11 protein-coding genes are annotated in these 20926 nt (G+C 42.5%); 6 read left to right on the top strand and 5 right to left on the bottom strand.

Going from position 1 to position 20926, the window contains the following annotated elements; all coding sequences use genetic code 11:
* The first annotated feature begins 81 nt into the window (after positions 1-81).
* The 6 genes from proB to BLP33_RS04790 all read left to right on the top strand — a co-directional run bounded on the left by proB (position 82) and on the right by BLP33_RS04790 (position 13065).
* Positions 82-1161 (top strand): glutamate 5-kinase, encoded by a 1080-nt coding sequence (gene proB / locus BLP33_RS04815; RefSeq protein ID WP_090525396.1) that lies wholly within the window; start codon positions 82-84, stop codon positions 1159-1161.
* Between the two features lie 5 nt (positions 1162-1166).
* The gene (locus tag BLP33_RS04810; protein WP_090525393.1) at positions 1167-2414 is read left to right on the top strand and encodes a glutamate-5-semialdehyde dehydrogenase; all 1248 of its coding nucleotides are present in this window, start codon (positions 1167-1169) and stop codon (positions 2412-2414) included.
* Between the two features lie 758 nt (positions 2415-3172).
* The gene (mnmA, locus tag BLP33_RS04805; protein ID WP_090525391.1) at positions 3173-4261 is read left to right on the top strand and encodes a tRNA 2-thiouridine(34) synthase MnmA; all 1089 of its coding nucleotides are present in this window, start codon (positions 3173-3175) and stop codon (positions 4259-4261) included.
* A gap of 234 nt (positions 4262-4495) precedes the next feature.
* The gene (gene topA, locus BLP33_RS04800) at positions 4496-6889 is read left to right on the top strand and encodes a type I DNA topoisomerase (RefSeq protein ID WP_090525390.1); all 2394 of its coding nucleotides are present in this window, start codon (positions 4496-4498) and stop codon (positions 6887-6889) included.
* A gap of 96 nt (positions 6890-6985) precedes the next feature.
* Positions 6986-7390: a hypothetical protein gene (locus BLP33_RS04795; protein WP_090525388.1), complete on the top strand. Its 405-nt coding sequence runs from the start codon at positions 6986-6988 to the stop codon at positions 7388-7390.
* A gap of 65 nt (positions 7391-7455) precedes the next feature.
* The gene (locus BLP33_RS04790; RefSeq protein WP_090525385.1) at positions 7456-13065 is read left to right on the top strand and encodes an alpha-2-macroglobulin family protein; all 5610 of its coding nucleotides are present in this window, start codon (positions 7456-7458) and stop codon (positions 13063-13065) included.
* Between the two features lie 119 nt (positions 13066-13184).
* Here BLP33_RS04790 and BLP33_RS04785 read toward each other — a convergent pair whose 3' ends face one another.
* The 5 genes from BLP33_RS04785 to BLP33_RS04760 all read right to left on the bottom strand — a co-directional run bounded on the left by BLP33_RS04785 (position 13185) and on the right by BLP33_RS04760 (position 20862).
* Entirely contained in the window at positions 13185-14954 is a 1770-nt protein-coding gene (locus BLP33_RS04785) for a glycoside hydrolase family 9 protein (RefSeq protein ID WP_090525383.1), read from the bottom strand.
* Between the two features lie 249 nt (positions 14955-15203).
* Positions 15204-15794 carry a porin family protein gene (locus tag BLP33_RS04780; protein WP_090525381.1) on the bottom strand — a complete coding sequence of 197 codons (591 nt, stop codon included), beginning with the start codon at positions 15792-15794 and terminating at the stop codon, positions 15204-15206.
* A 171-nt stretch (positions 15795-15965) separates the two neighbouring features.
* Positions 15966-17396 carry a TolC family protein gene (locus BLP33_RS04775; RefSeq protein WP_090526210.1) on the bottom strand — a complete coding sequence of 477 codons (1431 nt, stop codon included), beginning with the start codon at positions 17394-17396 and terminating at the stop codon, positions 15966-15968.
* Positions 17397-17409: 13 nt separating this feature from the next.
* Positions 17410-18087, bottom strand: a complete 678-nt coding sequence (locus BLP33_RS04770) for an ABC transporter ATP-binding protein (protein ID WP_090525379.1) — start codon at positions 18085-18087, stop codon at positions 17410-17412.
* 372 nt (positions 18088-18459) lie between these two features.
* Positions 18460-20862: an ABC transporter permease gene (locus BLP33_RS04760; RefSeq protein ID WP_090525376.1), complete on the bottom strand. Its 2403-nt coding sequence runs from the start codon at positions 20860-20862 to the stop codon at positions 18460-18462.
* Positions 20863-20926: the final 64 nt, after the last annotated feature.

Raw genomic sequence — 20926 nt, 5'->3', positions numbered from 1 at the left:
ACTTTACTGGATATTTCAAAATAAACAACGCCTAATTTCTCCCAAATTTGTAATATTGAAGCCTCAATCTGTACTGCACTAATGGCTTTCAATTATCAACGCATCGTTATCAAAATCGGCTCAAATGTTATCACCCAGGAAAACGGGCTCCCCGACCTTCCGCGAATAACCCATTTGGTTGACCAGATAGCTGCGATAAAAAAGCAAGGCATTGAAGTGATACTAGTTTCATCAGGCGCTGTAGCATCCGGTCGCAGCCTAATTACGGTTGCCGAAAAATCAGATGCTGTTGCGGCCCGGCAGGTATTGGCCTCCATTGGGCAGGTAAAATTGATCAATACCTATTCACATTTGTTTGAGCAGTTTCAGATATTATGTTCGCAGGTTTTGGTTACCCGCGAGGATTTCAGGGACAGGATGCATTACCTAAATATGAAAAACTGCCTTGAGGCATTGCTGCAATATGAGGTGATCCCTGTGGTAAACGAAAACGACGTGGTATCGGTAACCGAGCTTATGTTTACCGATAATGATGAATTGGCAGGCCTTATAGCATCTATGCTAAACGCTAATGCGCTCATCATCCTCACCAACGTTGATGGTATTTACAATGGCGATCCCAAAGCAGCAGGTTCGGCAGTAATAGACGAGGTTAGCGGTAATGAACTCGATTTTTCAAGCTTTGTATCATCGGGACGTTCGCAATTTGGCAGAGGTGGCATGATCACGAAGTCAACCATGGCGCAAAAAACCGCCCAGCTTGGTATTTCGGTGCACATCGCCAATGGTAAACGGGACCAGATTTTAACCGATGTTTTGGAAAACCAGGTTACACATACCCGCTTCATTCCCAATAAAACAGCATCAGGCAAAAAGAAGTGGATTGCCCATTCCGAAAAATCAGCAACGGGCAGTGTACTCATTAACGCCGGCGCAAAAGCCGCGCTCATCTCAAACAAGGCAACCAGCTTATTGCCGGTTGGCATAGTGGGAGTAATAACCGACTTTAAAAAAGGCGATATTATTAAACTGATAGATGATACCGATAAGCTTATTGGTTTAGGCATTGCCGAATATGGTGCCGATAAGGCCCGCGAACGTGTAGGCCAAAAAAACCAAAAGGCACTGGTACATTATGATTATCTTTACTTACAAGGCTAAACACCATGAATTATAACAGCTATTTTGATAAAGCACGTGAAGCAAGCCGCAAAGCCTCCCTCGCCCCTTCCGTAATCAACGGAATTTTGGAGGATGTTGCTGGCGAGGCGATAGCTCAAACCGAATATATCCTGGCCGAAAACCAGAAAGATCTTGACCGAATGGATCCGGCTGATCCTAAATATGATCGCCTGAAACTTACCGCCGATAGGATAAAAGGTATTGCAAGCGATATGATAAGCGTCGCAAAATTGGATAGTCCGCTTGGAAAACAACTTTCGGCTACCGAAATGCCTAATGGCTTATCGATATCAAAGATACGCGTACCGCTTGGCGTTGTTGGTGTTATATATGAAGCCCGCCCCAATGTTACTTTTGATGTTTTTGCTCTTTGCTTTAAAACAGGTAACATCAGTGTATTAAAAGGTGGTAGTGATGCCGATTTCTCCAACCGGGCCATTATCTCCGTTATCCATAAGGTATTGATAAAGCATGGCGTTGATGTTAATGTAGTTACCCTGCTCCCTGCCGACCGTGAAGCCACTACCGCCTTATTGACAGCTATTGGTTATATCGATGTGCTCATCCCAAGGGGAAGCCAGTCGCTGATTGATTTTGTGCGGGATAATAGCAAGGTACCGGTTATTGAAACAGGTGCCGGTATTGTGCATACTTATTTTGATGAATCGGGCAACGTAGAGAGAGGTGCTGAAATTATTGCCAACGCAAAAACCCGCCGGGTAAGTGTTTGCAACGCCTTGGATTGTTTGATAGTCCATTCGGCACGCTTAAATGACTTGCCGCAACTGGCACACATCCTAAAGGAAAAAGAAGTAGAGATCTTTGCCGATGAACGGGCCTTTGAAGCACTAAGAAGTAATTATCCTTCCAACCTTTTGCATAAAGCCAGCCCAGAACACTTTGGTACCGAATTTCTTTCGATGAAGATGGCTATTAAAACGGTAAGTTCATTTATTGAAGCGTTAGAATATATCGCTGTAAACAGTTCAAAACATAGTGAAGCCATTATCTCTGAAAATGCAGAAAACATTGCTAAATTTTTAAATGATGTGGATGCTGCAGCTGTTTATGCAAACGTATCAACAGCGTTCACTGATGGCGCCCAATTTGGTCTTGGCGCCGAGATTGGCATCAGCACTCAAAAACTTCATGCCCGCGGTCCTATGGGCCTGGAAGAACTTACCAGTTACAAGTGGATAGTTAAAGGCAACGGACAAACACGTAATCCGTAAGACATCCTGTAAAACCATATGCATAAAAAAGGTGCTTACTCTGTGTAGTAAGCACCTCAACGTGTTTATTCGTATTGTTAAGCGTTACTTTATTAAGTAGTTGGCTGCTGCAATAAAGCAAATAATCACTAAAATTACGCCCTGTAATTTTTGTTCTAAAGTCAATTGAGTTAACATTGTTTTATTAATTAGGATATAGCAAATTTATAATGTAATAGGTCCGTTACAATAGGCAGCATCACTTTTACGTTATTTTTAATAAATAATGTTGCTTGTTTTTATAATAGTCAACTCTACATTTATTATTTAAAATTTTAGCAACAAATGTCTTTTAATGTTGAAATTAGTGTATCACCTACACCTGTTACAAACACACTTTTTACAACGAAATGAACTCCCGGAGCGCGCGTTTAATTCCTTTTTTTAATCAGCCCTTTTTACACTAAGTAGATTAAATTTTATCAATTATTATACAATATTAATAGTATGTTAAGGAAATAGCTATTGGGGTATTTTAACTTATATTAAAGAAACAATAAAACTAAAGACGACGCAATCAGGATTTATGAGCAGTATTTATCCCGAATTTGTTTTGAATATGATCATCACTTTTGCTTAATATAATCTATATAAAATACTGTAATACAGCATTAATTAACTATTAATTAATACAAAGCAATAGTTATCTCAACACATTTTACCCTATACTGACCAAGCTTGTGTTAACATAAAAATCAAATAGGTATCTTTGCAGCATTATGAGTAAGCATGGCAGGATATTAGTGGCAATGAGCGGCGGGGTTGATAGTTCGGTGGCGGCAGTGATGCTGCATGAACAGGGCTATGAAGTTATTGGTTTAACCATGAAAACCTGGGACTATGCCTCATCGGGCGGCAGCTCAAAAGAAACCGGCTGTTGTAGTTTAGATAGCATCAATGATGCGCGTGCCCTTGCCGTTGGTTACGGTTTCCCTCATTATATATTAGATATCCGTAATGAGTTTGGCGATTTTGTGATCGATAACTTTGTTGATGAATATTTAGCCGGTCGCACCCCTAACCCATGCGTTTTGTGCAATACCCATATTAAATGGGAAGCATTGCTAAAACGTGCTGATAAGCTCGACTGTGAATTTATTGCTACCGGTCACTATGCCAATATCCGTTTGCAGGATAACGGCCGTTACGTGATATCAAAAGGTAAGGATACCAATAAAGATCAATCGTACGTATTGTGGGGGGTGTCTCAAAAAAATCTTGCACGTACTAAATTCCCGTTGGGTAGTTTTTCAAAGCCCGAGATCAGGCAAATGGCGCTTGATATGGGGCAAATAGAGCTTGCCGGTAAAAGTGAAAGCTACGAGATCTGTTTTGTACCCGATAATGACTACCGCTCGTTTCTGCGCCATAAAGTAGAAGACCTTGACGAGCGCATAGGTCCGGGTAATTTTGTACTTACCAACGGCACCGTAGTAGGCAAACACCAGGGTTATCCTTTTTATACCATTGGCCAGCGTAAAGGCTTGGGCGTGGCATTAGGTCATCCTATGTTTGTTACAAAAATCGATCCGGCTACCAACACAGTTGTTTTAGGCACCGCCGACGAGCTTGAACGCAAACAAGCCTGGGTAAAAAACCTCAACCTCATTAAATATGAAAATATAAATGAGCCGCTCGAAGCTATTACCAAAATCCGTTATAAAGATGCCGGAGCGCAAAGCACCATTCTTCAAATGGGCGAACATATGAAAGTTGATTTTCATCATAATGTATCAGGCATAGCGCCGGGCCAATCAGCTGTATTTTATGAAGGGGATGACCTTGTTGGCGGCGGTTTCCTGATGTAAAGAGCGCTTTTACTGCAATCTTTTGAACTTAACAACATGAACCGCCTTAGCGGCTCGTTATCATTTTGCTAAAATCAGTTTAGTTATTTTGCAAGAATATAATTTTCACAGGCATTTTCGCGTAAAAATCTCAACTTAAAACATAATTCGCCTCCAACTTTTACACCTTTTACTAAAAACTAATTGGTGTTTCGCTTACTTTATGTTTTATTTGCAAAAACTAAAACTGATTAAATGGCCAAAAACTTACTGATAGTTGAATCACCTGCGAAAGCTAAGACCATTGAGGGTTACCTTGGAAAGGACTTTACTGTAAAGTCCAGCTATGGGCATATCCGTGATCTGGTTAAGTCGGAAGATGCAATTGATATAGCTAATAACTTTAAACAAAAATACGAGGTGCCTGCAGATAAAAAGCAGGTAGTTAGCGAATTAAAGAAGTTAGCTAAGGAAGCCGAAATGGTTTGGCTCGCATCGGACGAGGACCGCGAGGGTGAGGCCATTTCCTGGCACTTATTTGAAACATTGGATCTGAAGGACACACATACCAAGCGTATCGTTTTTCATGAGATCACTAAGCCGGCCATTTTAAAAGCAATAGATACACCACGTAAAATCGACTATAACCTTGTTAACGCTCAACAGGCACGCCGTGTTTTAGACAGGTTGGTAGGTTTTGAGCTCTCCCCTGTTTTGTGGAAGAAGGTAAAACCATCACTTTCGGCCGGTCGTGTACAATCAGTTGCAGTAAGGCTTATCGTAGATCGTGAGCGTGAGATCAATAAATTTAAATCAGAAGCTTCATTTAAAATTGTAGCCATATTTGGTAAAGGCAAAGAAGCTTTCAAGGCGGAACTTCCTGAGCGTTTTGCTAAACAGGAAGATGCTGAAAAGTTTTTACAGGATTGTATTGCGGCCGATTTCGATGTAAAATCGTTAGATACCCGCCCAACAAAGCGTTCGCCAGCTGCGCCGTTTACTACCTCTACCCTTCAACAGGAAGCAAGCCGTAAACTTGGTTACTCAGTAGCGCGGACTATGCAGGTTGCACAAAGGCTATACGAATCTGGTTACATTACCTACATGCGTACCGATTCGGTAAACCTGTCTGAACTGGCTTTAAATTCGGCTGCAAGCGAAATCGTATCGGCTTATGGCGAAAAATACCATCAGCAAAGAAGATATAAAACCAAAAATGCCAGTGCACAGGAAGCGCACGAAGCGATCAGGCCAACATATTTCAATAATCATTCTATCGATGGTGAATCGGCAGAAAAGCGCTTATATGAACTAATCTGGAAACGCGCCATCGCCTCGCAAATGAGCGAAGCCCAGTTTGAGAAAACCACAGCAAAAATCAGCATCTCAACCCGTAATGAAGATTTAGTGGCAAACGGCGAGGTAATGAAATTTGATGGCTTCCTGAAAGTTTACCTCGAATCGAAAGATGAGGAAGACGAACCACAACAGGACGGTGAAAATGCCATACTGCCTCCTTTAGCCAAGGGTCAGCGCTTAGCATTACAGGAAATGTCGGCTACAGAGCGTTTTTCACGTCCGGCGGCACGCTACACTGAGGCAAGCTTAGTGAAAAAGTTGGAAGAGCTTGGTATCGGGCGTCCGTCAACCTACGCTCCAACTATCTCCACCATTCAAAACCGTGGTTATGTGGTTAAGGAAGAACGCGAAGGTAAACAGCGTAATTTCCGGGTGTTAACATTGAAGGCGGGCAGCATCACCAAAGAGGAAAAAACAGAGAACACCGGAGCCGAACGTGGCAAACTGTTCCCTACTGATATTGGTGCAGTTGTTAACGACTTCCTGGTACAATACTTCAAGGATATTGTTGATTTTAACTTTACCGCCAGCGTTGAAAAACAATTTGACGAGATAGCGCAAGGAATGAAAGAGTGGACTGCAATGCTCCATGATTTTTATAATCCATTCCATAAAGAAGTTGAAAGCACCATCGAAAAGGCCGACAAAGCAACCGGCGAACGCGAATTAGGCATCCACCCGGAAAGCGGAAAAAAAGTCTCTGTTCGGATAGGCCGTTTCGGGCCATTTGTACAGGTTGGAGAGAGCGCTACAGACGAAAACGAAGAGAAACCCCTCTATGCAAGTCTTCGGAGCGGACAGAGTATCGAGACCATCAGCCTTGAAGAAGCACTTGAGCTATTCAAGCTTCCCAAAGTTGTGGGCGAGTATGAAGGCAAGGTAATGAAAGTGGCCATCGGCCGTTTCGGGCCTTACATCAGCCACAACAGCGCTTTTGTATCTTTACCTAAAGAGATCGACCCGCATGATGTTACCGAGGAACAAGCCATTGAGCTCATTAACCTTAAGCGAAAAAAAGATGCTGAAAAGTTAATCAAAGCTTTTGATGAAGATCCGGATGTAAAAGTATTGAACGGCCGGTGGGGGCCCTATATTGAATTCGGCAAACTGAACGTTAAGATCCCTAAAGATAAAGATCCTTTGACCCTGACCTACGAGGAATGCAAGGCACTCGCCGATGCAACACCGAAGGATGCAAAAAAAGGCCGCTTTGGTAAAGCTGCTGCCTCAGCTAAACCTACTGCAACTAAAGCACCGGCCAAGAAAAAGGCGGCAACTAAGAAGAAGTAGTGAATAGTTAATTGGGTTGATTAGGGAAATGGTTCTAATCGCATCTTTACTAAACCACTCACCTAATCAGCCTAATTAACCCAATCAACCAAAAGAATGAAAAAAGACCTGCCCGAAAATAATGTAAAGGATATTGCTATCGCGGTAGCATTAGAGAGCGAGAGCGTGGAAAGTAAGGTATGGTATGTATATCTCATTAACCTTAAAAACGAGCCGATCGAAAACGTGCTCATAACCTCAAAAGGCTATGGGGAAAAGGACGGTGAACAGGTAAAAACCTCCACCCTGAGGCATATGATCCCTGTTGTTGACAGCAAAGCATATAAGCTTATAGAGCCTATTGATGAGCAAACCTTCGGCCTTAATAACGAATATTGGCTCAGCTATTATATAGGCAAAGACATTTTCGACAAGAAATTTATATTCCTTCCTGAAAGTATTGTGGAGATGAATTTTATCAAGATCCCGGTTTTAAATAAGCCCGGGGTTATGATAAAATAATTTTCGCTTTAAATTATTTATTGTCATAAATTTCATAATTTACCTGATAATAAATAAACCTATTCATGGAAAACGGATACAATCAATTCCGCAAACGCCGAACCTTAATCACTGTTGTCACTACCATTGCTCTTGCATTACTCATCGTATACCTGGTAGCTCATGGCCATAAAAAAACAATAGTTGATCCTGCTTTCAGCAAGTATATCGAGTCGTATACAACTGGTGTTATTTCCAAACAGAGCCCCATTCGTATCAGGCTGGCCAATGACGTGCAGGTAACGCACCAACAAAATGAGGAAATAACCGAAGATCTTTTCAACTTTTCACCGGCTATAAAAGGAAAGGCTATTTGGACGGATGCACGAACCATCGAGTTCAGGCCCGATGAAAAGCTCGACCCCGGTAAAAACTATACTGCCGATTTTAAATTGGGCAAGCTTATTGAAGTGTCGGATCATTTTGAGCACTTTAAATTTAATTTCCAGGTTATTCAGCCCGATTTTACGGTTTCATTTGTTGGCATGCAAACTGCAAGCAGCACTTCAAACACCGAAATGAAACTGACTGGCGATGTTCAAACAGCCGATGCAGAAGATCCATCGGCTGTTGATAAGATCCTCACACCCAACTACGCATCTCCGGTAAAAATAAACTGGGAGCATGACGCTGCCCACAAAAACCATCATTTTACCATAGCCGGCTTAACCCGTATTGCAGGCAAAGCCAATCCACTTACTATTAAATGGGATGGCAGCAGCATTGGAGTAGATAAAAAAGGTAACCAGAATTTTGAAGTGCCCGCCATTGGCGATTTTAAGGTACTGAATATCCGCGCTGTGCAGGACAATGATCAGTATGTTGAAGTACAATTTTCGGATAATATTTTGGTTGGCCAGGAGCTTAACGGGCTTATCACAATCAATAATATAACTGATCCTGCTTATAGCATAGATGGCAGCCTGGTCAAAGTTTACGCACCTGATCGTTTGCAGGGGGATTACACCATATCTGTGAACGAAGGCATTAAAAACACGCTCCTTAAAAGGATCACGAAGGGTTATACCGCTAATTTATTCTTTGAAAATCGTTTGCCTGCAGTTACTATCCCCGGCAAGGGTGTGATCCTCCCCGATTCGGGCCGCATTATGATGCCGTTTGAAGCAATTAACCTGAACGCGGTTGATGTCACCATCATCAAGATCTACGAAAACAACGTACCTCAATATTTCCAAAGCAACGGCTTTGATGGCAGCGCCGAACTAAGGCAGGTTGGCAAACCTATAGCACAAAAAACTATTCGGTTAGATACTGACAAAGGCCTTAACCTGCACAAGAAGAACCGCTTTATGCTCGATCTTGACCAAATGATCCGCACTGAACCAGGTGCTATCTATCGTGTGGTTATTGGCTTCAGGCGGTCATATTCGTTATTCAATTGTAAGGTCAATAGCGGCAAGGTTCAAAAAGATAATGATGGTGATGATGAAGACGGTGGCTACTACGGTGGTGAATACGGCGACAATACATCGAAAGTGAATGACGAGGATGACGACTTTTGGAAACGCTATGACAATTACTATCCGGAAGGCTATAACTGGCAGGAACGTGACGACGCCTGCACCGATTCGTACTATAGCAAACAGCGTTGGGCTACGCGCAATATCATTGCATCAAACATCGGGCTTATCGCCAAACGGGGCAACGATAACAGTATGCTGGTAGCTGTTACCGATATCCTGAGTGCTGAGCCGATGAACAATGTAGATATCGAACTGCTCGACTATCAGAAACAGGTGATCTACAAAAACACAACCGGTAGCGATGGTTTGGTTAAGTTCGATCTGAAAAGGAAACCATACCTTTTAGTAGCCAAAAAAGGCGTGCAGCGCGGTTATCTAAAACTGGACGATGGCAGCTCTTTGCCCCTGTCGAGATTTAACGTTGGCGGTGAGGAAATACAAAACGGCTTAAAAGGGTTTATTTATGGCGAACGCGGCGTCTGGCGCCCGGGGGATTCTATTTATACCTCCTTTATCCTCGAAGATAAACTAAAAACCATCCCTGCGGATCATCCTGTAGAGTTTGAGTTGTATGACCCAAGTGATAAGCTATACAGGCGTATTGCCAAAACCAAAAGTTTAGATGGGTTTTACAGTTTCCATACCGCAACCGAAACCTCGTCCCCTACCGGTAATTGGATAGCTAAGGTTAAAGTAGGCGGTGCCACGTTTGAGAAAAAAATAAAGGTTGAAACCATCATGCCCAACAGGCTTAAACTTAGTTTATCATTCGGCGGAGCAGCAGAATTAACCAAAGGGAACAATGCCAACGGTAAGTTAAGTGCCCAATGGCTCTTCGGTGGCGCGGCCCAAAACCTAAAGGCTAAGGTTGATGCTTATTTATCGGCGCAAAACACCAGCTTCAAAAAATATAAAGATTATGTTTTTGATGATCCTACACTGGCCTTCAATACCCAGGTGCAAACCGTTTTTGACGGCAAGCTAAGCGAAACAGGTACAGCCGACGTTGATGCTAATGTTAATGTAGAAAAACAAGCTCCCGGACAGCTTCGTGCAAACTTCTTGGTTAAAGTATTTGAACCGGGCGGCAACTTCAGTATAAACCAGGTTAGCATGCCTTACAACGTTTATCCCGGCTACGTGGGTATTAAAACGCCGGAAGGCAGCGACCTATCAGGTATGTTGGTTACCGATAAAGACCATTTAATTGATATAGCCGATGTTGATGTGAATGGAAACGCGTTACCGGGCAGCCGTGATGTGCAGGTTGAACTATATAAAGTGCAATGGCGTTGGTGGTGGGATCAAACCGGCAATGAAATGAGCAACTTTACCCAGGATAAGTATAATAAACTTATTAAAACTGAAACCGTAAGGCTTACCGGTGGCGCAGGGAAATGGAAGCTGCATATCAACAAAGCCGACTGGGGCCGCTACCTCATTAAAGTTAAAGACGAACAAACAGGCCATTCAACAGGTAAGATCATTTATGTGGATTGGCCAAACTGGTCGGAACGGTTACAATCAACCAATCCTACCGAGGCAGCGATGTTATCTTTCACTTCAGATAAACCGACTTATAAGGTTGGCGATGAGGCTACTTTGACCATTCCTACCGGTGAGGCGGGGCGTGCGTTGATCAGTTTTGAAAATGGCAGTAAAGTTTTAAAAACAGCCTGGATAGATACTAAGAAAGGCCAAACCCGTTATACCTTTACCGTTGATGAAACAATGGCACCAAACGTGTTTGTGAATGTTACCCTGCTGCAAAAACATTCGCAAACGGTTAATGACCTGCCCATCCGCATGTACGGCGTTATTCCGCTGCAGGTCGAAAACCCCGAAACTATCCTGAAACCAATCATCAGCATGCCTGATAAGATCAGGCCCGAAACACAATCGGCCATCACCGTATCAGAGGCATCGGGCAAGGAAATGACCTACACCATCGCTATTGTTGATGAAGGATTGTTAGATATCACCAACTATAAACTGCCCGATCCGCATGATACTTTTTACGCACACGAAGCATTAGGCGTAAAAACCTGGGACCTGTTCGACTATGTAATAGGCGTGTTTGGCGGCGGACTGGAACGGATTTTAAGCATCGGTGGTGACGGAAACCTTGGCAACAACAAAAACGTATCTGTAAACCGCTTTAAACCCGTTGTGAAATTTCTTGGGCCTTTCCACCTCAATGCCGGCGAAAAGCAAACACAGCGCTTTATATTGCCGCAATACGTGGGTTCTGTTAAGGCTATGATAGTAGCAGGCCACAATGGAGCTTATGGCATTGCCGAAAAAGCTGTAGCCGTGAAAAAGCCTTTGATGATCCTGGCTACCCTGCCGCGTGTACTTGGCCCTTCCGAAAGTATTCAACTGCCGGTTACTGTATTTGCAATGGAAAACAATATTAAATCCGTTAACCTGCAGGTGCAAAGTAATGCCTTCAGTAATTTGAATGGTAATAATCAGAAGACCCTCACTTTTGACAAGCCGGGCGACCAAATGGTAACCTTTGATTTGAACGTTAAAGATTTTGTCGGCGTAGGTAAAGTAAAAATAATTGCCAAAAGCGGTTCAGAAACAGCGGCCTATGATGTTGAACTTAATGTACACAACCCTAATCCGTCGGTTACCCGAATTATTCAGAAAGAACTTGCGCCGGGCGAAGTATGGAATACCGATTATCAGCCTGTTGGCATCAACGGCACCAACAAAGCCACACTCGAGGTTGCTTACATCCCACCGTTAAACCTTTCCAAACGATTGGATTATTTGATTGAATACCCACACGGTTGTGTTGAGCAAACTACGTCTTCGGCATTCCCGCAATTATACCTGAACCAATTGCTTGATCTTTCGCCAAAACAAAGGGCCGAAACCGACCGGAATATTAAATCCACCATTAACAGGCTCAATGGCTTCCAGGTACAGGGTGGTGGTTTAAGCTACTGGCCTTACGGCGGCGAAGCCGATGAGTGGGGAACCAATTATGCGGGGCATTTCATGTTAGCGGCACAGGCAAAAGGCTTCAGCATGCCGATAAGCTTTATTGACCGCTGGAAGAAATACCAGAAAGAAAAGGCCCTTAGCTGGGCGCCACGCAAGCAACCATATTATTACGAGGATGACCTTACCCAAGCCTACCGCTTATATCTGCTGGCACTGGCCCGCTCGCCCGAAATGGGCGCAATGAACCGACTGCGTGAGTTTGCGTTGCTGAGTGATGCAGCGGCCTGGCGACTTGCAGCGGCTTATAAGCTTGCAGGACAGCCCGAAGTTGGTTTAAGAATGATTGCGAGATTATCAACTACCGTTAAACCATACAATAGTCTTTATGGCACTTATGGATCTGATTTAAGGGATGAGGCAATGATACTGGAAACCCTTACCCTGTTAGGCCAAAAACAAAAAGTGGCCGGATTGGTGCACACCGTTGCTGCGCGTTTGTCACAGGATGATTGGTACAGCACCCAAACTACAGCATACTCGCTGATAGCATTGGCCCAGTTTTACGGGCAAAACAAACCTGCAGGCAAACTTGAATTTAACTATGCAGCAGGAAGCGCCAAAGCCACCATTAGTACAAGTTCATATTTATGGCAAGGGGCGCTGGCCGGCAATGGCGGTAAAGTATACCTTAAGAATAACAGCAATAATAAACTGTACATTAGGCTGATACAAAAAGGACAGCCATCATCAGGGCAGGATACCAAATCAATCCTTAACCTGGATGTATTACAGATGCGTGTCGGTTATTTTTCGCTTAAAGGTAAGCCTATTGACCCATCATCATTAAAACAAGGGACCGATTTTGTAGCACAGGTAAACATCAAAAACCCCGGTAAACGCGGCAGGTACGATAACCTGGCCCTCACCCAGATTTTTCCGTCGGGCTGGGAGATCCTGAATACCCGGCTGCTTGGCGACGAAGCGTTTAAATCATCACCATCTGATTACCGCGACATCCGTGATGACAGGGTGAACACATATTTCAGTTTATACGAAGGGCAGGAATCAACCTATTATGTAATGCTTAATGCAGCATACACCGGTAAATATTATTTACCGGCTATTTATTGCGAGGCGATGTATAATAACCAAATCAGCAGCTTATTGAAAGGACAATGGGTTGAGGTGGTGAAGTAACGATAAATTCAAACTTACGAAGTTTTAGAGACCTCGTAAGTTCTTAAAAAACAAAAGCGCTTCTATTTAATTCTGGAAGCGCTTTCTTTTTACAGATATGGGCTAATGTTTCATTATCTCTAAGGTTGGCTTGCTAACTTTTGTTGCAAAGCCTCTAACGCATTAGCCAGATAAGCCAGCGGCGCATTCCAGTTTATGGCTATTTCATTGGCGGCGTAAGCGTGCTCATCATCAATATAAGCCTCATCGGGCACTTTTGACGGCACTTTGACACCATCCTGCATACCAGGATTGGGGCCGCCAACAAGCAGGCCTGGTATTGGGTCAACTATACCGTCAGTTGCAGAAGGCCTGTGGTGCGGATGCATTGGCGTTTTAGTACCATACCCTGTTACAAAGGAATAACCCGTGCCGTTACGGCCAAGCAGGTAGTCAAGATTTGCTAAAGCATAATCCAGGTATTTTTTATCGCCCGATAACTTGTAAGCCTGGATAAGCAGAACTCCCTCGTTTGCGGCCTCGGATGTGCTGCCCCAGCCAAAATGCCTGGCGGATTTAGTCATCACTGTCTGATAAGCGTTTGAATCAACCCCATTAATCATATCATCGGCCGTGTTGATAAGCCGCTTCCTTATTTCCGGTAACGCGGGGACGGTTTTCCCTGTTATATAATTTTTGATCAGCGTATAATACCCCAACAGCCTAACCTGCGACCATGTAGCTACCGGCATCCGGCTATCAGGCAAAAGATTAATATTTTTAAGATAGTCAACCTCACCGGTGCTGACTGTCAGCTCGGATGCCGCCCAGATAAACTCGTCGGTAAAGTTATTATCGCCATAACCGCCTGTAGTGATCTTCAGTTCAAACTTTTGGTTCATTTCATCCTGCCGGTAGGCGACCATCGGATTTTTACCAGCCCAACTCCAGGCTTTTTGAGCAGCATTGATACATGAATCGGCTAAGCCCGGTAGCTCGTTAGGATACTGTTTAAAAACGCGGGAAGCTTGCGCCATAACAGCGGCAAAATCAAGCGTGGCCGCAGTACCTTTTTGTACCACATAACGTGGCGATGTGTCTTTATCGGGCATTTCAAACTTATCAAAAGCAGCATTGGTAAGCTTATGGTATACGCCGCCATCGGCGGGATCCTGCATAGTCAGCATCCAACGCAGGTTCCAAAGCACCTCATCCAAAACATCCGGAATTTTGTTGCTGCTTTCGGGGATATTAAGGTTAACTGTTTTCATGTAAGCGGGAAAATCCTCATATAAAGAAAGCAACGTACTTGTTGTAATACCACTGTTCACAATATACTTGTTATAATCGCCGGCATCATACCAACCGCGCGGTGATGAGATTATTGAGCCAGCCTTCCGCCCTTCACTTTCGGCAGATGGATGGATCAGTACAACAGTATCGGGATGACCTTCGGCCCGGTGCCATTTGCCGGCATACTTTTCGGGTAAATGTGTGCCTGAGCGCATAAAATAATAGGCTTTGATAGCAGCAACGGCCACCGCTTTATGAACCGAAGCCTTAACTTCAAAGGGATAAGAATAACCTGCAAAGGGGACATAAAGTACATACCTGCCAGGCTTGCCGAATGTACTAAAGTCGGCCAATTGAACAATATGACCGGCAAAGTTTGGTTTAAGCGATGGTTTAAGCTTACCGGTAAATACTGTTTGCTTTTGAATGGTTTGGATAAAAAAGTCGCCCCCTCTGTCACTTAAAACAATGGCCTTTTTAATGGCACCGGGGTAAAAGCCAATTTGATTGAGGCGGATAAGCCTCGAAGTTGTATCCGTTTGAGCAGCAGCATTGTTCGCTATCAGCGATAGCGCAAACAAAACTTTGTAAAATGAGATTGAAAGGTATTTTTTCATCTGCCCCGAATTTTAGGAAATGTCCGAAACCTGCGTTTAAACAGATAACTAACGCATAAATGGCACCTAAATATAGGTGTACATTGTACAATAAGCATAATACTATTCTATCAAATAAAAGCTAAAATATAATACTAAATATACAATCGATTGCGTGACTTGAATAATAGGAAAGTTTACACTCCGATCCAACGAAAAAAGACCCGCCGTTACCGGCAGGTCTTTCAGTATTTTTGAGGGACTGGGAGATTATAATGAGAACAATTTATAAGCAACGGCAAGGCTGAACAAGCTAACACGCGTGTGTGAATTATCGTTGCCATAAGCTATTTTATTTAAACCACCTTCGTAACGAAGATCGATAGACAGGCTACTGATATCAACACCTGCCCCCACCTGTATTGCGTAGTTCGCATCTTTATACCTTAACGCTGTTGCATCGTTAAATGCATCCCTATCTCTTCCGGTTGTAAATGAAAGCACCGGCCCTCCATAAAACCTTCCACCTAAACCTAAAGCACCAACTTTAGCACCTACAAGTAATGGAACATCAAAACTTTTAAAGCTTTGTTTATTTGAAACACCTCCATTATTTACAGTTACGCTTTTATTGGTATAATAAAGTTCGGGTTGAAAAATTAAGCCCAGGCCACCTATCCGTGCCCATGCGCCAGCCTGGTAACCTGCTCTATTATCGTTGTTAAAAACTCCGTTTGAGGGAAATGTTGAATAGTTTAAACCACCTTTAAGGCCGAAAGAAAAGCTCGGGATAACCTGGGCTTTTGAAACGCCAACTGACAGTAAAAAAATAGATAAGGAAAGTAAAATTGCTTTTTTCATTTTTTTAGGTGTTTGAATGATGTATTAAGTCTTGGCAAACCTTATTGTTTGCAAAACCGCTGCTAAATTAGAAATATCCGGCTAAACCCAACTGATAATTCAGTAAAGTTTAACCGGATATTTAACTTATAATTTTTAATAAAAGTATAGGATTTGTTAGTCTTGTCGCATTTACAACGCTAATTTGCCCTGGTAATAATCAAGTATTTTGTTGTAAATGTAACAGTCATAGCGGGCGTTGATCATGTTTATCTTTGATTTATCAAGGTTATTTTTTGCTACTACGTAATCTACGGAAGTTAAAACACCTGCATTGAACCGTATTTCGGCAGTACGAAATGATTCGGCATAGGCTTTAACCTGCTCAAGGAGCACAGTATACCTGTTATAGGCCGATGTCATGTTAAGATAAGCCTGTTCAACATCCTGTTTCAGCTTAATTTTAGTATTTTCCTCTATGTATTTATAATTGAGTAAATCGATCTTGGCTTTGGCCACTTTATTGTGATTTTGGAAATAATTTAAGATCGGGATCTTTAGACTTACACCAAACTGTGTACTGTAATTATTTTTAAACTGGTCATAGTAGCCGATATCTTTATTTACATAATTGGCCTGCGTAGTTAAAACTGGTTGCTTACCACCTGGCGTATTTATAAAGTTACCGGTATTTACGGTTGATGAGTCGGTGAACACCGAGGTCTGCGCAGCACTTGAATAATTGGTGTACAGACCGCCATATAACGAAACATTTGGCAGCAAAGCCCCTTTAGCTACGCTGACTGCTTTTTCGGCACTTTGACGGCGAAGCGTGGCGGCTTTAACTAAGGCCAGTTGCTGTAACGCTGTATCATAAACCTGATCGGACGTGAGCGCAGTTTGATTTGAAACGTCCTGTGCGTTAATGGGCTGCAATACAATATTTTTATTATATGGGATATTAAGTATTTGTAATAAGCTCAGTTTGGCACTTTCCAATGCGCTGTTAGCCGCAACAACGTTCAACTTGTTATCGCCCAGTGTACCCTGCAAATCATATAGATCAGACGGCAATTTATTAGCACCATCCTTTTCTAAAACAGTTAGCCTTTCAACCTGCTTTGCCGAAACATCAACCTGGTTTTTAACCTGTGCCAACAACTCCGTATTATCCAGTACAAGCAAATAGGCAGTAATCACATTTATAGTAACCAGATCTTTAGCCTGCTGCAAATCCATTTTACCGGCCTGGTAAGCCAGCGAAGTTTGTTTGATAGCATTTACGTTTTGTAAACCACCAAAAAGCGTAAGGTTTGATTCGAGACTGTAGTTGCCGTAAGTTAATGATTGATTTACATAGGTATTTGTAAAGGGGTTAATATTGCGCCCCTGGTTTATACCGTGGTTTATATTAGCATTTAAAGTTGGCAGCATGTTTTCTTTAGCCTGCATAAAATCAATGCGGGCACTTTGGGCCTTTAATTCGCTTTGCTTTACATCAAGGTTATTTTTTATAGCAATATCGATGCATTTCTGCAACGAAAGGGATGTATCAGACTGGCCAAACGCTTTTGCCGACGACAACGTAACAAGACCGAGAAATAGTAATTTATAGTATCGCATTTTATTATTGAGTTCAGAGTTTTCTTGATGAATCGATCCTGCCATCCAGCAGATCGATAATGCGCGAACCGTATTCGGCATTTTTTTCGGAGTGGGTAACTTGTATAATGGTCACACCATCTTCCTTATTCAGCTTACGGAACAGTTCCATAATCTCCTCCCCTTGTTTTGAGTTGAGGTTACCGGTTGGTTCATCGGCCAATAACAATTTTGGTTTGGCAATAAGCGCGCGCGCTATCCCCACAAGCTGCTGTTGTCCGCCCGATAACTGTGCCGGGAAAAGATCTTTTTTGCCAACAATGTTAAAGCGGTCAAGCATATCGGCAACCATGGCTTTACGCTCAACGCTTTTAAAATCCTGGTAAATAAGTGGGGTTTCAATGTTTTCATAAACGGTAAGCTCGTCAATTAAATGGTAAGCCTGGAAAACGAAACCAATATATTGCTTGTATAAAGCCGAGCGTTGTTTTTCTTTAAGCTGATGCACCGCATGACCTTCAAAATAATGGTAACCGTCAGATGGTTCGTCGAGCATACCAATGATATTCAGCAGCGTTGATTTGCCCGAACCTGAAGGGCCCATGATCGAAATAAATTCGCCCTCGTCAACCTCAAGGCTCAGATCGTTAAGGATGATGTTTCTGTTGCCCCCTACCTGGAAATACTTTGAAATATGTTGCAGTGATAACATTTTTAATTATTGAATTAGTTTGTTAGTAAATAAATGAGTTAAACAATAATACTCATCATTTTGCGATTAACATATCAATAACATACCAAAGTTATATCTAACTAATTATCAATAAATTAAACCATCCTATCAAAACTTCACTGTACGCTTATGTAACAAGATGCGTACGGTTATGATACAGTGTTTTTTGAGGTGAAAGGTAAAAGGCGAAAGGTTAAAGGTATTTTTTTTCGCAAACAGGTAGTGGCGGCGGGATCCAAAACTTCGGTGTTCTACAGAGCTTAAGTAAAACAAAAAGCTGAAAGGTATATTTAACATTACATCAACGCTAATAAACCTTTCAGCTTTCGCCTTTTACCTTTCTCCTAAAAATTAATCTCCCGAGCGTAAACTCTTAACCGGGTTAGCGAGCGCGGCCTTAAGCGATTGCAAACTCACGGTAATAAAAGCGATAAGTATTGCCGCTGTACCTGCAGCTATGAATACCCATATTTGTATGCTGATCTTATAAGCAAACTCCTGCAGCCAGCGGTGCATGGCGTACCAGGCTATAGGCGACGCTATGATAACCGATATGATCACCAGTTTCAAAAAATCGCCCGAAACAAGTTTTACTATACTGAAAACGCTTGCACCCAAAACTTTACGTACTCCAACTTCTTTCACCCTTTGCCTGGTTGAGAATACTGCCAGTCCAAATAAACCAAGGCAGGAGATAAATATGGTAACCAGAGTAAATGCAGTTAATATAGAACCGGTGCGCTGCTCGGCTTTGTACATATCATCAAATTCCTGATCAAGAAAATGATATTCAAAAGGTGTGGCAGGATTAAAAGCGCTCCATTTTTCTTTTACTGCAGATACGGTTTTGTCAATATTATTTCCTGAGGTTTTGATAAGCACTTTACCAAAATAATCCTCAGTAAACATTACAATTGGTGTAATTTCCTGGTGAAGAGATGCGAAATTAAAGTTTTGCACAACGCCCCTTACTTCACCGGTGCGTCCGTTAAGACCAATATGTTTGCCTACTGCTTCTTCTGCTTTCCAGCCCAATGCTTTGGCGGCTTTTTCATTGATAATAAAACCGTAATAGCGCTTATTTTCATCAGCATCCGTAGAACGTTTCTCATCGGCATCTGTAAAATCAATGCCCTGCACCAGTTTAATACCAAGCGTGTTTAAAAAATTCTTTTCTACCGGCAAGGCAGTTACCGAGAGATTATAGTCGCTGTTTTTGCCATCTGCCCGGTTAATGCTATACCCACCATGAACATCAACCGGCGAATCATACGAAGCAGTAGCATTAAGCACTCCCGGTAATTGAATTACCTCGTTATTAAATGATTTAATATCTTTTAATGATTTGCCGCCGATATCGATCACCATCACCTGCGACCTATTGATACCTATATTGAGGTGCTGGATATACCGCAGTTGGCTACCCGCGATAACCGTACAGATCATGAAGAATACGGATACAACAAACTGAAATATAACCAACGTTCTGCGTAAAGCCTTACCACTTGAGGTATTTGTAAGCTTCCCCTTCAAAGTAACAATAGGATTAAATGCCGACAGATATAATGACGGATAAGTGCCGGCCAAAAAAGTAACTGCTACAAATAAGGCAGCCATGGCCGTAATCAGCCATGATGGATTCCAGGTTTGAAAGCCCAACTGCTGTCCCGAAAAATCGCTGAACCATTTAAAGCTCACATTCGCCAAAAACAGGCCCCCCAACAACGATACGAGGGTGATCATGGCAGATTCGATGATAAATTGTGTAAAAAGTTGCGAACGTGCAGCACCCAATACCTTTCTTACCCCTATTTCGTGGCCCCGTTCTATAGCTTTGGCTGTTACAAGGTTCAGGAAGTTGACACAAGCCAGCAGCAATAAGATAATGGCAACTGCTCCTAAAATGTAAATGTATCTGATATTGCCGGATGGTGTTAGCGGATATGTAGCCTGCGATTTCAGGTGGACATCGGTCAAAGGCTCGAGTTTGAACCACATTTTATGCCCCTGCCTGAAATCATCCTTAAACATCTCTGCTACATAGTTGTTCATTTTTTGCTCAACTGAACTTATATTAACGCCCGGCCTTAAAAGCAGGTAAGAATAATCGTTAGCCGAATCCCATCTGCGTGTTTTAGCATGTTCCGAACCTGCAGACGAACCAATCATATCAAATTTGAGTTGCGAATACTCAGGCACATCCTCCACCACGCCTGTAACCATCATGTTTTGCTTGTTATTAACCTTCAAAACCTTACCTATAGCATCCTCATTTCCAAAGTATTTTTTTGCGGTAGAAGCTGTAATCACCACGGCTGAGGGGTCTTTAAGTGCGGTAGCTGCACTCCCCCTCAAAAACCTAAAACTGAAGATCCTGAAAAATGCTTCATCGGCTAAAAAGAACCGCTTTTCATTAAATAGTTTATCCTGATACTGCACGGGGTTATTATACCATGAAATCCGTACACCATCCTCAATTTCCTGCAATTGCTGTTTAAATACAGGTACCGGCGCAGTTGGCGTTACCGCCACCGATTTCGCCTCGGCATCATCCGACGATTTATAATTATAAACCACACGGACTATCCTATCGGCTTTTACATGAAATCTATCGTACCGTAATTCATTTAACAGGTAGGTAGCCAGCAATATAAAGCAGCCTATTCCAACTGCCAATCCCGCAATACTTATGAGTGAAGTAACCTTGTTGATAACCAGGTTACGCCATGCTGTTTTTATATAGTTTTTAATCATTTTTTAGTTTATTAGTTCACTGGTTTATTAGTTCATTGGTATTTGCATGTTTACAAAATCTTTT

It is taken from the genome of Mucilaginibacter sp. NFR10 (genome assembly GCF_900100445.1).
GTDB classification, from domain to species: domain Bacteria; phylum Bacteroidota; class Bacteroidia; order Sphingobacteriales; family Sphingobacteriaceae; genus Mucilaginibacter; species Mucilaginibacter rubeus.
Note: the sequence above shows the minus strand (reverse complement) of the source record. Positions and strands in the feature narration are given on the sequence as shown.

What these genes read in the sequence shown, in the direction of transcription:
- topA (WP_090525390.1), top strand. Translation starts at nt 4,496, where the DNA reads ATGGCCAAAAACTTACTGATAGTTGAATCACCTGCGAAAGCTAAGACC.
- BLP33_RS04780 (WP_090525381.1), bottom strand. Translation starts at nt 15,794, where the DNA reads ATGAAAAAAGCAATTTTACTTTCCTTATCTATTTTTTTACTGTCAGTT.
- BLP33_RS04790 (WP_090525385.1), top strand. Translation starts at nt 7,456, where the DNA reads ATGGAAAACGGATACAATCAATTCCGCAAACGCCGAACCTTAATCACT.
- BLP33_RS04785 (WP_090525383.1), bottom strand. Translation starts at nt 14,954, where the DNA reads ATGAAAAAATACCTTTCAATCTCATTTTACAAAGTTTTGTTTGCGCTA.
- BLP33_RS04770 (WP_090525379.1), bottom strand. Translation starts at nt 18,087, where the DNA reads ATGTTATCACTGCAACATATTTCAAAGTATTTCCAGGTAGGGGGCAAC.
- BLP33_RS04760 (WP_090525376.1), bottom strand. Translation starts at nt 20,862, where the DNA reads ATGATTAAAAACTATATAAAAACAGCATGGCGTAACCTGGTTATCAAC.
- mnmA (WP_090525391.1), top strand. Translation starts at nt 3,173, where the DNA reads ATGAGTAAGCATGGCAGGATATTAGTGGCAATGAGCGGCGGGGTTGAT.
- BLP33_RS04810 (WP_090525393.1), top strand. Translation starts at nt 1,167, where the DNA reads ATGAATTATAACAGCTATTTTGATAAAGCACGTGAAGCAAGCCGCAAA.
- BLP33_RS04775 (WP_090526210.1), bottom strand. Translation starts at nt 17,396, where the DNA reads ATGCGATACTATAAATTACTATTTCTCGGTCTTGTTACGTTGTCGTCG.
- BLP33_RS04795 (WP_090525388.1), top strand. Translation starts at nt 6,986, where the DNA reads ATGAAAAAAGACCTGCCCGAAAATAATGTAAAGGATATTGCTATCGCG.
- proB (WP_090525396.1), top strand. Translation starts at nt 82, where the DNA reads ATGGCTTTCAATTATCAACGCATCGTTATCAAAATCGGCTCAAATGTT.